The sequence below is a fragment of the Ruegeria sp. BG6 genome, from assembly GCF_056538465.1.
In genome coordinates, this window is the sequence record NZ_JBQFTB010000004.1 from 39,440 (window position 1) to 54,363 (window position 14,924).

General features: G+C 61.8%; 13 protein-coding genes. 8 read left to right on the plus strand and 5 right to left on the minus strand.

Annotated features, from left to right (window positions below):
- The first annotated feature begins 19 nt into the window (after positions 1–19).
- The 7 genes from ACR0JW_RS09315 to lpdA all read left to right on the plus strand — a co-directional run bounded on the left by ACR0JW_RS09315 (position 20) and on the right by lpdA (position 8,398).
- Positions 20–541, plus strand: coding sequence for a hypothetical protein (locus tag ACR0JW_RS09315; RefSeq protein WP_170679697.1), 522 nt, complete (start codon positions 20–22; stop codon positions 539–541).
- Between the two features lie 19 nt (positions 542–560).
- Positions 561–1,442: a succinate--CoA ligase subunit alpha gene (sucD, locus tag ACR0JW_RS09320; RefSeq protein ID WP_170679695.1), complete on the plus strand. Its 882-nt coding sequence runs from the start codon at positions 561–563 to the stop codon at positions 1,440–1,442.
- A gap of 206 nt (positions 1,443–1,648) precedes the next feature.
- Complete coding sequence (locus tag ACR0JW_RS09325; RefSeq protein WP_170679694.1) at positions 1,649–2,188, plus strand: DUF805 domain-containing protein; 540 nt, start codon at positions 1,649–1,651, stop codon at positions 2,186–2,188.
- Entirely contained in the window at positions 2,185–5,142 is a 2,958-nt protein-coding gene (locus ACR0JW_RS09330) for a 2-oxoglutarate dehydrogenase E1 component (protein ID WP_170679693.1), read from the plus strand. The genes ACR0JW_RS09325 and ACR0JW_RS09330 overlap by 4 nt, the downstream gene beginning before the upstream one ends.
- A gap of 3 nt (positions 5,143–5,145) precedes the next feature.
- Entirely contained in the window at positions 5,146–6,663 is a 1,518-nt protein-coding gene (odhB, locus tag ACR0JW_RS09335) for a 2-oxoglutarate dehydrogenase complex dihydrolipoyllysine-residue succinyltransferase (protein WP_170679691.1), read from the plus strand.
- A 2-nt stretch (positions 6,664–6,665) separates the two neighbouring features.
- Complete coding sequence (locus tag ACR0JW_RS09340; RefSeq protein ID WP_170679689.1) at positions 6,666–6,935, plus strand: hypothetical protein; 270 nt, start codon at positions 6,666–6,668, stop codon at positions 6,933–6,935.
- Positions 6,936–7,009: 74 nt separating this feature from the next.
- Entirely contained in the window at positions 7,010–8,398 is a 1,389-nt protein-coding gene (gene lpdA / locus ACR0JW_RS09345) for a dihydrolipoyl dehydrogenase (RefSeq protein WP_480713836.1), read from the plus strand.
- 147 nt (positions 8,399–8,545) lie between these two features.
- On the opposite strand, the gene ACR0JW_RS09350 is transcribed toward lpdA, so the two are convergent.
- Genes ACR0JW_RS09350 through ACR0JW_RS09365 form a run of 4 tightly spaced genes read right to left on the minus strand, consistent with a single transcriptional unit; the run spans position 8,546 to position 11,451 of the window.
- Entirely contained in the window at positions 8,546–9,151 is a 606-nt protein-coding gene (locus ACR0JW_RS09350) for a pyridoxamine 5'-phosphate oxidase family protein (RefSeq protein WP_170679685.1), read from the minus strand.
- Entirely contained in the window at positions 9,138–9,878 is a 741-nt protein-coding gene (locus ACR0JW_RS09355; protein WP_170679683.1) for a lysophospholipid acyltransferase family protein, read from the minus strand. The genes ACR0JW_RS09350 and ACR0JW_RS09355 overlap by 14 nt, the downstream gene beginning before the upstream one ends.
- Positions 9,878–10,777, minus strand: a complete 900-nt coding sequence (locus ACR0JW_RS09360; RefSeq protein ID WP_170679681.1) for an FtsX-like permease family protein — start codon at positions 10,775–10,777, stop codon at positions 9,878–9,880. The genes ACR0JW_RS09355 and ACR0JW_RS09360 overlap by 1 nt, the downstream gene beginning before the upstream one ends.
- Positions 10,774–11,451, minus strand: a complete 678-nt coding sequence (locus tag ACR0JW_RS09365; RefSeq protein ID WP_170679786.1) for an ATP-binding cassette domain-containing protein — start codon at positions 11,449–11,451, stop codon at positions 10,774–10,776. Before ACR0JW_RS09365 ends, ACR0JW_RS09360 begins: the two co-directional genes overlap by 4 nt.
- Before the next feature lie 187 nt (positions 11,452–11,638).
- On the opposite strand from ACR0JW_RS09365, the gene ACR0JW_RS09370 reads away from it, so the two are divergent.
- Positions 11,639–12,352: a zinc-ribbon domain-containing protein gene (locus ACR0JW_RS09370; protein ID WP_170679679.1), complete on the plus strand. Its 714-nt coding sequence runs from the start codon at positions 11,639–11,641 to the stop codon at positions 12,350–12,352.
- An 18-nt stretch (positions 12,353–12,370) separates the two neighbouring features.
- On the opposite strand, the gene ACR0JW_RS09375 is transcribed toward ACR0JW_RS09370, so the two are convergent.
- Positions 12,371–14,917, minus strand: coding sequence for a TIGR02302 family protein (locus ACR0JW_RS09375; protein ID WP_480713837.1), 2,547 nt, complete (start codon positions 14,915–14,917; stop codon positions 12,371–12,373).
- Between the last annotated feature and the right edge of the window lie 7 nt (positions 14,918–14,924).

Genomic DNA, 14,924 nt, shown 5'->3' on the forward strand with positions numbered 1-14,924 from the left:
AAGGCGCTGAAACCCTGTCATGATCCGTTGGGCATTCATATCGCTTTTGACGCTGGCGCAACCGGCTCTGGCGCAGCAGGGCGTAACGCTGCGTGATGCGGCGCAGGCCAATGTCACCGGCCTGACCTATTGGTGCGTCGAGGTGATGTTCCGTCGGGCGCAGGCCGCGCAGGCCTTTCCGGCGGCGGGGTTCACCTATCGCAAGGTCGATCGCGGCGTGAACGAATACGGTATTCATCGGGGCAGCAGCCACTATTTCGACGCACCCGCAAACACAGCGCATGCCGAGGTGGACGATACCAGCCGTCCCGCCGGTCTTTGCACTGTGTACACAACCCATCTGAATCAGGCGGACATGGCGGCGATCGTGGGCCGAACGCTTTACCAGTATTTTCCGACGACTGAGCAGTTCAGCCCGACAAGCTGGCATATCTCATTGGACGGCGGCTTGCCGTTGATCATCGAACTCTCAACCATCCAGAACAACCACAGATATGAAACTCCGGGCACTGTGCGCGTCTCTATGACCTATCCCGGCTAGCAGGAACAAAGGAAAGTAAATGGCAGTCCTCATCGACGAAAACACCAAAGTCATCTGTCAGGGCTTCACCGGCTCGCAGGGCACATTCCACTCTGAGCAAGCCATCGCCTATGGCACCAAGATGGTCGGCGGTGTGACCCCGGGCAAAGGTGGCATGACCCATCTTGACCTGCCCGTGTTCAACTCGGTCCACGAGGCCAAGCATGTGACCGAAGCCAACGCCAGCGTGATCTACGTTCCTCCGCCGTTTGCAGCCGACTCGATCCTCGAAGCGATCGATGCCGAGATGGAAGTGATCGTCTGCATCACCGAAGGCATTCCAGTTCTGGACATGATGAAGGTGAAGCGTGCGCTGGAAGGCAGCAAGTCGCGCCTGATCGGCCCGAACTGCCCCGGCGTCATCACGCCGGATGCCTGCAAGATCGGCATCATGCCCGGCCATATCCACAAGCGCGGCTCGGTCGGCGTTGTGTCGCGGTCGGGCACCCTGACCTATGAGGCCGTCAAACAGACCACCGATGTGGGTCTGGGCCAGTCCACCTGCGTAGGCATCGGCGGCGACCCGATCAAAGGCACCGAGCATATCGACGTGCTGGAATGGTTCCTGGCCGATGACGAGACCACTTCGATCATCATGATCGGTGAAATCGGTGGTTCGGCCGAGGAAGAAGCCGCGCAGTTTCTGGCGGATGAGGCCAAGAAGGGCCGCAAGAAGCCGACCGCCGGTTTCATCGCAGGCCGCACAGCCCCTCCGGGCCGTCGCATGGGCCACGCAGGTGCCATTGTCGCCGGTGGCAAGGGCGGTGCCGAAGACAAGATCGAAGCCATGCGCTCGGCCGGTATTGTCGTGGCCGAAAGCCCCGCCCAGCTGGGTGAGGCTGTGCTGGAAGCGATCGGGTAATTGACCAACCACCGGGCATATGCTCTGAGGGCAACGCCCGAAAAACGGGTGGGCGAAAAACGCCCGCCCGATGTTCCTATCTTTTTGCCTCGTAAATTTGCTACTTGGGCAATTCCATTCGTCGCGATATTGGCTGCAACAGTCGCTCAATCCAAGGCTGCGTCCGCTGCCGATGGTCGGTTCGTAACGCGATGGTCGGTAAGCCCATGACCTTCTCCGACGCCATCCGCACCTGTTTCTCCAAGTTCTTTACCTTCTCAGGGAGAGCCTCGCGGCCCGAATACTGGTTCTTTTTCCTGTTCATCGTGATCTGGAACATCATTGCCGGTATCATCGACTGGCAGTTCTTCACTCAGGTCGCAGTCAGCGAAAGCGATGAGGTCAAGTCCGTCGCCGCCACGTCCCGGCAACCTGTGCAGAGCATTGTCGGCCTGATCGTATTCTTTCCGCATCTGGCCGTGGCATTCCGCCGGATGCACGACACCGGGCGCAGCGGGCTTTATGCCCTGCTGCCGATCCTGCTGATTGTGGGCGCGTTTGCGGTTCTGATCTTTGGCATCGGCCTCGCCAACCAGTTCCACGGTGGTACGATGGATATTCTGCTGACACGTGCCACGCTGCTTATCGTCATTCCGACACTTCTTGTTCTGTTTGTGTCGCCCCTTCTGGTGCTGTGGTGGCTGACCCGCCCCAGCCAGCCAGGCACCAACCAATACGGTCCCAACCCATATGAGGTAGCCCAATGACCGAACATTCGCCCAACTCAGCCTTTCATGCCTCGAGCTTCATGCAGGGGCATAATGCCGAATATCTGGAGCAGCTTTACGCCCAGTACACCAAGAACCCCGGTGCGGTGGATGCCGCCTGGGCCGAGTTCTTCAAAGCCATGGGCGACGACGCGCCGGATGTGCAGAAAGAAGCGGAGGGGCCATCCTGGGCGCGCACGGACTGGCCGCCGGTGCCGGCGGATGACCTGACGGGTGCGCTGACCGGCGAATGGGCCGAGATCGACGCCAAGGCGGCAGGCAAGAAGATCAAGGACAAGGCTGCGGCAAAGGGTGTCGAGGTCAGCGACGATCAGATCAAGCGCGCGGTGCTGGACAGCCTGCGGGCGCTGATGCTGATCCGGGCCTATCGTATCCGGGGCCACCTGGCCGCCGATCTGGACCCGCTTGGCATGCGCGCGGCCAGCAACCACCCCGAGCTGGACCCAAGGACCTACGGCTTTACCGATGCCGACATGGACCGTCCGATCTTCATCGACAACGTTCTGGGCCTGCAGATGGCCAGCATGCGTCAGATCGTCGAGATCGTGAAGCGGACCTATTGTGGCACCTTCGCACTGCAATACATGCATATCTCTGACCCGGAAGAGGCCGCCTGGCTGAAGGAACGGATTGAGGGCTATGGCAAGGAAATCGCCTTCACCAAGGAAGGCCGCAAGGCGATCCTGAACAAGATGGTCGAGGCCGAAGGGTTCGAAAAGTTCCTGCACGTCAAATACATGGGCACCAAGCGGTTCGGTCTGGACGGCGGTGAGGCGCTGATCCCCGCGATGGAACAGATCATCAAGCGCGGCGGCGCGCTGGGTCTGAGCGATATCGTGATCGGGATGCCGCACCGGGGCCGTCTGAACATTCTGGCCAACGTGATGGGCAAACCCTATCGCGCCATCTTCAACGAGTTCCAGGGCGGCAGCTTCAAGCCCGAGGACGTGGACGGTTCGGGCGACGTGAAATACCACCTCGGCGCGTCCAGCGACCGCGAGTTCGATGGCAACTCGGTGCACCTGTCGCTGACCGCCAACCCATCGCACCTTGAGGCGGTGAACCCGGTGGTACTGGGCAAGGTCCGCGCCAAGCAGGATCAGTTGAACGACACCGACCGCACCAAGGTGATGGCCATTCTGCTGCATGGCGATGCGGCCTTTGCCGGTCAGGGTGTCGTGGCCGAAGGGTTCGGTCTGTCGGGTCTGCGCGGGCACAAGACCGGCGGCACCATGCACATCGTCGTGAACAACCAGATCGGTTTCACGACCGCGCCGCACTTCTCGCGCTCCAGCCCCTATCCCACCGATATCGCGCTGATGGTCGAGGCACCGATCTTCCACGTGAATGGCGACGACCCCGAGGCCGTGGTACATGCCGCCAAGGTGGCAACCGAGTTCCGTCAGAAGTTCCACAAGGACGTGGTCATCGACATCTTCTGCTATCGCCGGTTCGGGCACAACGAGGGCGACGAGCCCATGTTCACCAACCCGATCATGTACAAGAAGATCAAGACGCATAAGACCACGCTGTCGCTTTATACCGAGCGGCTGGTCAAGGACGGCCTGATCCCCGAGGGCGAGATCGAGGACATGAAGGCGGCCTTCCAGGCGCATCTGAACAACGAGTTCGAGGCCGGAAAGGACTATAAACCCAACAAGGCCGACTGGCTGGACGGGCGCTGGTCTCATCTGGACAAGAACAAAGAAGAATACATGCGCGGCGAGACGGCCATCACACCCGAAACGCTGAGCGAAATCGGAGGTGCGCTGACCCGTGCGCCCGAGGGCTTTGCCCTGCACAAAACCGTGGGTCGTCTGCTGGATCACAAGAAACAGATGTTCGAGACGGGTCAGGGGTTTGACTGGGCCACGGGCGAGGCGCTGGCCTTCGGGTCGTTGCTGACCGAGGGCTACCCGGTGCGGCTGGCAGGTCAGGACGCGACGCGCGGCACGTTCAGCCAGCGCCATTCAGGTTTCGTCCACCAGGAAACCGAAGAGCGTTATTACCCGCTGAACCATATTCGCGCGGGCCAGTCGCAATATGACGTGATTGACTCGATGCTGTCCGAATATGCGGTTCTGGGTTTCGAATACGGTTATTCGCTGGCGGAACCCAACGCACTGGTTCTTTGGGAGGCGCAGTTTGGTGACTTTGCCAACGGTGCGCAGATCATGTTCGACCAGTTCATCAGCTCGGGCGAAAGCAAATGGCTGCGAATGTCCGGTCTGGTCACGCTGCTGCCGCATGGGTTCGAAGGTCAGGGGCCTGAACACAGCTCGGCCCGTCTGGAGCGGTTCTTGCAGATGTGCGGTCAGGACAACTGGATCGTGGCCAACTGTACGACGCCTGCGAACTACTTCCACATCCTGCGCCGTCAGCTGCACCGAACCTTCCGCAAGCCGCTGATCCTGGTGACGCCCAAGTCGCTGCTGCGTCACAAACTGGCGGTCAGCACAGCCGAGGATTTCACCACCGGCTCAAGCTTCCACCGGGTGCTGTGGGACGACGCGCAGAAGGGTAATTCGGACACCAAGCTGGTTGCCGATGACAAGATCAAACGCGTCGTCATGTGTTCCGGCAAGGTCTATTTCGACTTGCTGGAGGAACGCGACGCGCGCGGCATCGATGACGTCTATCTGATGCGGATCGAGCAATATTACCCGTTCCCGGCGCATTCGCTGATCAACGAGCTTGAGCGCTTCAAGGGCGCCGAAATGGTCTGGTGTCAGGAAGAACCCAAAAACCAGGGCGCCTGGTCCTTTATCGAACCCAATATCGAATGGGTGCTGACCCGTATCGGCGCAAAACACACCCGCCCGGTCTATGCCGGTCGCGCAACCTCGGCCTCGCCCGCGACGGGTCTGGCCAGCCAACACAAAGCCCAACAAGAGGCGCTCGTGAACGAAGCGCTGAGCATTGAAGGAAAGTAAGCGATGACGATTGAAGTTCGTGTTCCCACGCTTGGCGAATCCGTCACAGAAGCCACGGTCGCAACATGGTTCAAAAAACCCGGCGACGCCGTGGCATTGGACGAGATGCTGTGTGAACTGGAAACCGACAAGGTGACGGTTGAAGTTCCTTCGCCCGCCGCAGGCGTGATGGGCGAGATTGTAGCGGCAGAGGGTGAAACGGTTGGCGTGAACGCCCTGCTGGCCACCATTACCGCCGGTGAAGGCGCCGCCCCTGCGCCGGCTGCGGCCGCCCCGGCTCCGGCGGCAGCACCGGCAGCATCCGGAGGCAGCATCGACGTGATGGTCCCGACTTTGGGCGAGTCCGTTACAGAAGCAACCGTATCCACCTGGTTCAAGCAGGTTGGCGACGGCGTGGCGCAGGACGAGATGCTGTGTGAGCTGGAGACCGACAAGGTGTCTGTCGAGGTCCCGGCCCCGGCAGCCGGCGTTCTGGCCGAAATCGTGGCGCCCGAAGGGTCGACCGTTGATGCTACCGCGAAATTGGCGGTGATCTCGGGTGCGGCCGCTGGCGCGGCGCCCGCACCGGCTGTTGCTGCCGCTGCGGCTGCTCCGGCGGCGGCCAGCGCTGGCAAGGACGTTGCAAACGCGCCGTCCGCCGAAAAGGCGATGGCCGAGGCCGGTCTGTCCTCCGATCAGGTCACGGGCACGGGCCGCGATGGCCGCATCATGAAAGAAGACGTGGCAAAAGCTGTTGCAGCGGCTACAGCCCCTGCCCCTGCGGCGGCTGTGCCCGCCCCCGCTGCCCAGGCCCCGCGCGCACCGGTCGCCGCCGAGGACGAGGCCCGCGAGGAACGCGTACGCATGACCCGTCTGCGCCAGACCATCGCCAAGCGCCTGAAGGATGCACAGAACACCGCCGCGATCCTGACCACCTATAACGAGGTGGACATGACCGAGGTGATGGCCCTGCGCAATCAGTACAAGGAGCAGTTCGAGAAGAAGCACGGAGTGCGGCTTGGCTTCATGTCCTTCTTCACCAAGGCCTGCTGCCACGCGCTGAAAGAGGTTCCGGAAGTCAATGCCGAGATCGACGGCACCGATATCGTCTACAAGAACTTCGTGCACATGGGGGTTGCCGCCGGTACGCCTCAAGGTCTGGTTGTTCCGGTCATCCGTGATGCTGACAGCATGTCCTTTGCAGCAATCGAAAAAGCCATCGCCGAAAAAGGCAAGCGCGCCCGTGACGGTAAGCTGTCGATGGCCGAAATGCAGGGCGGCACCTTCACCATCTCGAACGGTGGTGTCTACGGCTCTCTGATGTCGTCGCCGATCCTGAACCCCCCGCAGTCGGGTATTCTGGGCATGCACAAGATCCAGGACCGTCCCATGGTCATCAACGGTGAGATCAAGATCCGCCCGATGATGTATCTGGCGCTGTCCTACGATCACCGGATCGTTGACGGCAAAGGCGCCGTGACCTTCCTTGTACGTGTAAAAGAGGCGCTGGAAGATCCGCGCCGCCTTCTGATGGATCTGTAATCATGGCGACACATGTACTCTGGCAGGCCGATGTGGCCGATTTCGATGCCTGGCTGAAAGTGTTCCGCGAGGACAACCCGATGCGCAAGGCCGCGGGTATCCGCGACCTCCATGTCTGGCGCGACCCGGATCAGAAGGACCATGCAATAGCGATGTTCGAGGTTCTGGATTTGGACAAGGCGAGGGATTTTTTCGGATCCGAGGAACTGGCCATGCATCACGAGCGCGGCGGCATTGCCCATATCACGATCAAGCTGTTGGAACCCGTCTAAGGACGAACATGCCCCGACCCGCCGATGCCGGGTCGAGCGGCCACCGGGCGATCCGGTCGAGTTAGGAGAATATTATGGCAAATTATGACGTCATCGTAATCGGCGCCGGACCCGGCGGCTATGTCTGCGCCATCCGTTGCGCCCAGCTGGGGCTGAAAACCGCCGTGGTCGAAGGGCGCGAGACGCTGGGCGGAACCTGCCTGAATGTGGGCTGCATTCCGTCGAAGGCACTGCTGCATGCCAGCCATCAGCTGCACGAGGCCGAGCATAACTTTGCCAAGATGGGCCTGAAGGGCAAAAGCCCCTCGGTCGACTGGAAACAGATGCAGGCCTACAAGGACGAGGTGATCGAGGGCAACACCAAGGGCATCGAGTTCCTGTTCAAGAAGAACAAGATCGACTGGTTGAAGGGATGGGGTTCGATCCCCGCTGCCGGTCAGGTCAAGGTGGGCGGCGAGGTGCATGAGGCCAAGAACATCATCATCGCCTCCGGCTCCGAACCGTCTGCTCTGCCGGGTGTCGAGGTCGATGAAAAGGTCGTCGTGACATCGACAGGAGCGCTGTCGCTGGGCAAGATTCCGAAGAAGATGGTTGTCATCGGCGCCGGTGTGATCGGGCTGGAACTGGGCTCGGTCTACAGCCGCCTGGGGGCCGAGGTGACGGTGATCGAATTCCTCAAGGAAATCACGCCGGGCATGGACCCCGAGGTGCAGAAGACCTTCCAGCGCATCCTCAAGAAGCAGGGCCTGAAATTCGTCATGGGGGCGGCAGTCCAGAAGACCGAAGCCACCAAGACCAAAGCCAAGGTGACCTACAAGCTGCTCAAGGACGACAGCGACCACGTGATCGAAGCCGATACCGTGCTGGTCGCCACCGGGCGCAAGCCATACTCGGACGGACTGGGACTGGACGCTCTCGGTGTTGAGATGACGCCGCGCGGCCAGATCAAGGTTGGGGCCGACTGGCAGACCAATGTGCCGGGGATCTATGCCATCGGTGATGTGACCGAAGGCCCGATGCTGGCGCACAAGGCCGAGGATGAAGGCATGGCCGCCGCCGAGCAGGTTGCAGGCAAGCATGGGCATGTGAATTATGGTGTCATTCCCGGCGTGATCTACACCTGGCCCGAGGTGGCCAATGTGGGCGAGACCGAAGCGACCCTCAAGGAACAGGGCCGCGCCTACAAGGTCGGCAAATTCATGTTCATGGGAAATGGCCGCGCCAAGGCGAATTTTGCCGCCGATGGATTTGTCAAAATCCTCGCCGACGAGGACACGGACCGAATTCTGGGCGCGCATATCATCGGCCCGGCTGCCGGAGATCTGATCCACGAGGTCTGCGTGGCGATGGAGTTTGGTGCCTCGGCCGAGGATCTGGCCCTGACCTGCCATGCCCACCCCACGTATTCCGAGGCAGTGCGCGAAGCAGCACTGGCCTGTGGCGACGGTCCGATACACTCTTAGGGGTCCACCAGACTGAACCAAGGTATGCGAGGCTCTGCCTCGCGCTCCGGGATATTTGGAGCCAGATGAAGTTCGGATCCGCTCTTCATCTGGCCGAAAGTATCCCGGGGGAGTCGCGCGGCACGCGCGGCGGGGGCAGAGCCCCCGTTACCACAAGGTTTTTGCCGCGCGGGCGCCCCATTCACGATCGTAGTCCGCGCCGCCTTCCTCGCCATCTGACGCTTCGGCCAGCATTTCGCCAATCGTTGGCAGATCGGTGCTCTGGTCCCTGCCTGTCCAAGTTCCGGCCCGCATCAGGGCACGGGCGCATTGGGTGTAGATTTCGTCTATTTCGATGACAATGACGGTTGCCGGGGTCTTCCCGTGTTTCTCGAACCTGTCACGCATTCCCGCGTCTGCGGTCAGGCGCCCGGTTCCGTTCAGCCGAACGACATTGTTCGACCCCGGCACCATGAACATCAGCGAAACGCGCGGGTCGCGGACGATATTGCGCAAGGAATCCAGCCTGTTGTTTCCGCGCCAATCCGGAAGCGCCAGAGTTTTGGCGTCAAGCTCCAGCACCACGGGACCATCGTCACCACGCGGGCTGCCATCGACACCTTCGGGGCCCACCGTGCTGAGAATACAAAGGCGTGAAGCCATGATCCATTTCCGGTAAAGCGGTGTCAGATCGCGCACCACCTTGCGCAAGGACGGCGCGCCGGGTTTGCCGTAAAGCGCCTCAAGCGCGGCTATGTCTTCAATGAACTCCATCCGGATCAAACCCCACTTCCCGCATCAGACTGTTCGACCGCGTCTCGATCTCCTGTTCCAGCCGGTCCAGAAATTCGTCCCGGGCCACGCCCGGTTCGATCGGTTCCAGGAAATCGACAATTGCAAGGCCGGGCTTGCGCATGATCCCGGAGCGGGGCCAGAAAACGCCCGCATTGGTGGCCACCGGAACACATGGAAACCCGAGACCTTCATAAAGCACCGCGGTTCCGACCTTGTATGGTTTCTGAACGCCCGGCGCGACACGGGTGCCTTGCGGGTAGATCACCAGCTGTCCGGGTTCGGTGAATTCCTTTGCGACGTCCTTGACCATCTTCGCTACAGCCGCGCCCCTTTTGCCGCGGTTGACCGGAATGCACCCCAAGCGGCGGGCATACATGCCGATGATCGGGGTCCACAGAAGCTCTCGTTTCATGATGAACTTGCCGTGGGGGATGGCGCTGAAGATCATGATGATGTCGAGGAAGGACTGGTGCTTGGCGCCGATGACGACTTCTTCATGGGGGGGTGATCCGCGCACCTCGCAGCGGATGCCGACCATCCAGCGGGCCAGCCAGATCGTGCTGAGGGCGTAGGTCTTGCAGGCCTGCAATGCGCCGCGTTTGGTGAACAGGGCATAGGGCGCGAAGACAATGCCAAGGATCAACATCCAGGCATAGATTGTGATCATGAAGATCAAAGAGCGAATCCATTGAAAACCTGTTCGCATCAGGAAAGCTCCTTTAGTTTTCTGTGGGCGGCGCTCCAGGTCGCGAAGAACGCAACCGTAGCGCCCAGAAGCGGGATGACGGCTGGCAGCAACCATCCTGCCCCCTGAAAGCCGAGCCCGGTCAGAAACCCGCCCGCATCCGAGGTTTCGGGCAGCAGTGACACGCCTATCATTCCAAACAGGGTTCCGATCCCGGCCCCCAGCAGCGCCCGATAGGTAAAGCGGCGCACGAAGGCTCCGGCGATAAAACGGTCGCGGGCTCCGACCTGGCGCAGGACCTCGATGATCCGGGCGTTGGCAGCCAGCGAGGCGTTGGCAGCCAGCGTGATCATTGCGGCGGTTGCACCGCCGATCAGCAAAATGGAAATCCAGCCCAGTCGCCGCACGGACATGGCCGCGTCAACCAGCGGTTCGCGCCAGCGTGTGTGGTCATCCAGAACCGCGCCAGGTACCTCGGCGCTCAGTCGGAGGCGCAGCCCGGCGGCATCCAGCCCCGGTTCGCCTTCGATAATCTCGATCAGTTGCGGCACGGGCAGAGTGTCCAGTGGCAGATCGGGTCCGAACCATGGCGATAGCAGAGCGGCCTGTTCCTGATCCGTCAAGGCGCGGGCCGAGGCGACTCCAGGGGTCTGGCCAAGGACGATCAGGGCGGCTTCGGTCTGGGCCGCAAGCTGTCCGGCAGGGGCGTTGATGCGCAAGGTGGCGGCACCGGCCAGTTCCGACGCCCAGCGATCCGCCACGCGGCCAGAAGCCAGCGACAGGGCCAGCGCAAATACCGCCAGAAATCCCATCGCGCCCGACACGAACAGGGTCAGATGCGCGGTATATCCTGTGGGCGGAACCACCCGGTCGGCGCGTTTGTCACGCGACAGCAGGTTGCGGATGGTGCCATTGCTCATAGATCGGCCCCCGCGAGCTGCAGCTTGCGCTGCGAGATCCGCAGAACACGCGCCTGTACCTGGCTTTTGGCGGCGCGGATCAGGCTGAGGTCATGGGTCGCGATCAGCACCGTTTTGCCCATCCGGTTCAGTTCGACCAGCAAGCGCAGCAGGCGCTGCGACATCTCCCAGTCGACGTTGCCGGTGGGTTCATCCGCCAGCACCACATCCGGCGACAGGATCACCGCGCGGGCCAGCGCCGCGCGCTGGCGTTCGCCGCCCGACAGTTCCGGCGGATGCGCCTCGAGCCTTGATCCAAGCCCGACCCAGCTCAGCAGTTCTGTCAGGTTGTCCTGTTCCGCCGTTTCGGCCCGCCCCGAGACCATTAGCGGCAGGGCCACGTTTTCCGCCAGTGTCATGTGGTCGAGAAACTGGCAATCCTGATGGACCACGCCGATCCGGCGGCGCAACAGCGCCATCTGGTCGCGGTCCAGCCGGGCAATATCGCTGTCAAACGCGCTGAGACGACCGGATGTCGGCAACAGAGCGCCGTAGCATAGTTTGAGGAACGTGGTCTTGCCCGCACCCGAGGGACCGGTCAGAAAGTGGAAGGACCCCGGCGGCAGCTGAATCGACACGTCGCTCAGCAGTTCGCCGTCGCCATAGGTGTAGCTGACATTCTCCAGCTCGATCACAAGGTGCGCCCCCAGTTTTTTCTGCCGCTCTTCTTGCCCGAGCGCGGTTGCGGTTTCAATGCCTGCACCGGGTCGATTTGGTGACACTTGACCCGTGAAACCGAAATCGCCCTTTGCTGTTGGGTCTTAACGGAATATGGTTTCTTAAAAAACTACTATCAGGCCGATCAATCGGCCAGGAGGCAGCATGCGTCTTACGTGTCCCAATTGCAGTGCCCAGTATGAAGTTCCGGATGAGGTCATTCCGGAAGAAGGCCGCGACGTTCAGTGTTCCAATTGTGAAGAGACGTGGTTTCAGGCGAAGAACCCGGCTGAAGCAGCCTCTGCGCCCGAACCGGCAGCACCGGATGCTGCAACCGATGAGGCGCCCGAGCCCGCATCGCCGCCAGCCGACGACATGAACGAGCCCGCAGAGGCCCAGCCTGCCGAGGCCAAAAGCGGTGTCGACCCCTCTGTCGCCAGCATCCTGAAGGAGGAGGCAGCCCGCGAGGCGGAATTGCGGGCCAAGGAAGGGGGCGGCCTTGAAAGCCAGCCTGATCTTGCGCTGGAACCGGTCGCCAAACCGGCGCCTGCGACGCAATCCGTTCCCGTGGAAACCGCCGCCGATGCGGGGCAGAAAGACGCTTTGCCGGATGTCGAGGCGATCAATTCCAGCCTGCGCAGCGATGAAGTGAACGCGTCCGATACCGACGATCAGCCCGCGCAGCGCAAATCGGGCGGCTTTCTGCGGGGATTCTCACTGATCCTGATCATCGGCGTTCTTCTGTTTCTGATCTACGGCAACGCGCAGCAGATCAGTGAAGCTGTTCCGCAGGCCGACCCTGTTCTGAAACCCTATGTCTCGCTGGTGGATCAGGCGCGTGTCTGGCTTCAGGCGCAATCCGGGACGGTTCAGAACTGAGCCGCGCAAAACCAAGCGTCAGAAACGTTCCAGCAAGCGTTTGAGGTATTCCAGCTCGATCTTGGGCCGATCGGATTCACCGGTGCGGCGGCGGATTTCGTCCAGCAGTTCACGCGCGCGGCGATAGACGTCTTCCCCCTGCAACAGGTTGTCGTCGGTCGAGATCGACCCGGCAGCACCCGGGCTGCGGCCCAGCGGATCGCGGTTGTTGGCCTCCATGTCGCCTTCCTGCGAGCCCTGTCCCGGTTGGTTCTGTTGGTTCTGCGCCAGCGCCTCGCCCAGCGAGCGCATGCCCTCGCGCAGGGCCTCCATCGCTTCGGACTGTCGGTCAATGGCTTCGGCCAGATCGTCGCCGCGCAGGGCGTCTTCCGCTTCGTCCATGGCGCGACCGGCGCGGTCCAGCGCCTCGCGCGCCGCTTCACCTTCGGCGGTTCCGGCACCCGGCAAGCCCTGTTCCTGACGTCTGAGTTCCTCTCGCAGGGCCTGCTGGCGGTCTGCAAGCGATCCCTGGCCCTGTTGTCCGCCGCCGGCCTGATCGTCCGAGCCGTCACCCTGACCGCCCTGACCTTCATGGCTCTGGCCCCGGCCCAGGCCTCCGGAACGGCCTTCGTTGCCGCGGCTTTCACCGGCCTGCGCACCGGGGTTGAACTGTTCCTGCAAATCCCGGAACGCCTGATCGCTGAGGCCCTGCTGTTCGCGCAGGGTTTCCGCAAGCCCTTCCATGGCCTGTTGACCCTCGGACTGTCCGCCCTGCCCCTGTCCTTGGGTCACGCGCATGTTTTCCATCATCTGCTGGAACTCTTCCAGCGCCTGCTGCGCCTCGGCCATGCGGCCCTGTTCCATCAATTCCTGAATGCGGTCCATCATCCGCTGCAGATCGTCCTGTGTCATCTGCAGAGACTCGCCATTTGGGCCTGTCTGGTTCTCACCACCTTCACTTTTTTCCTGCGCCAGCCGCTGAAGCTGTCGCATGTAATCCTGCGTGGCTTCGCGCAACTCCTGCATCAGCTCGGCGATTTCCTCGTCACTGGCCCCATTCTTCATCGCCTCAGTCAGGCGCTCCTGCGCGCGGCGCATGCGTTCCAGCGCATCGGCCAGAGTGCCATCTTCGATCAGCACGGCCAGATCCCACAGGGCCTGGGCTATCTCGGCCTGCTGATCCGGCTTCAGGCCATAATCGGTAAACGTCTCCAACCGGCGCAGCACGACCCGAAGCCTCAGATAGGCGGTGTCGGACCGAAACAAATCCTCGGGGCGGTGGGACACGGCGCGCAGAACTTGCGCAATGCGCGGCGCATTGGAACGGGCCCACAACAGGTCACGCCGTTGTTCAATCACCGCGGCAGCCAGCGGGTCGAAGAAACGGCGCGCAGGTAAGGCGGTCTTATAGGGATCGGACCAGGTTTCCTGATCGGCGGCATCCCGTGCCATCAGGGTTATCGTGACCGGCAGGTGCGCCCAGGGATGTTCCGAGAAATCCTCGATCAGGTCTTCCGTGAAATCGGCCCGGTCGCCGGTGATCGGCATGGGCAGTTCAACGGTCACGGCTTCGCGCGGTTCAGGGTCTGCAGTCAGGCCAAAGCGGCGATCAACCGAGGCCAGATCAAGTTCGATCAATGCGGTGCCCGAGACCACGCCATAATCATCGCTTGCCGCAAAGGGCAGTTTCATCTGACCACCCGCCTCGGCTTCGGCCACATCGGTCACCGCAATCTGCGGCGCGGCGTCGGCAAGCAGGTTCAGCGCCCATTCGCGCCCTGCGGGGCCTTCGATCTTCAATTGCCCTGAATGTTCGGCCACGAAATCCTGTTCGGGATTGGTCTCGGCCTCGGCCCCCAAAAGAGACGTGGTCTCGGTCAGGCTATGTGCCCCGACTTCACCATAAAAGCGCAACGTGATGCGGCTGCCCTGTGGAAGCGTCAGATCGGGGCCCGGCTGATCGGCCAGATAGAGCGTCGGCAGACCGGTGTATCTGGGCGGTTCGATCCAGCCTTCCCAGCTTGGCCCCTGCCCCGCTGTCGCGGTACCGGGCGTCATCTCGGCCACGGATCCGATACGCCAGAACGACCCGAACAGGGTTGCGATCACCAGCGCCAGAAGCGCTGCATAGCGCAAGGCAAAGGGGTCGCGGTCTGCCAGCCGAAGGTCAGGCTTTACGGGTTCGGCCTGCGCCACCTTTTGTGCCATGCGTTTCTGGTGTGCCTGCCACAGGGCGACCGAGGCCGCGTCCATGGAGCCGATGGCCTGATCGTCCACCAAGGCCTGGATCGGGCGTCCCGGCAGTGTTTCATCCAGCCTCACCAACGCCTCGGCGCGTGTCGGCAGATGGAATCGCCTGACCCCGAGCATGAGCGCAGAAAGCAGTCCGATCAGCGCGACACTGCCCGCCGCCCAGACAAATTCGACACTGACAAGATCCTGCAGACCCAACATCAGAGCGGCCAAAATGGCCATCAAAATCGAAAAAAACGGCCAAAACGCGCGCAAAACCCGCTCGGCCAGCATCCCTGCGTGCGTCAGCCACAGGGACAGCCGGGGAATAGGCAGGTTTGATCTGTCGCTCAAGGCGGGC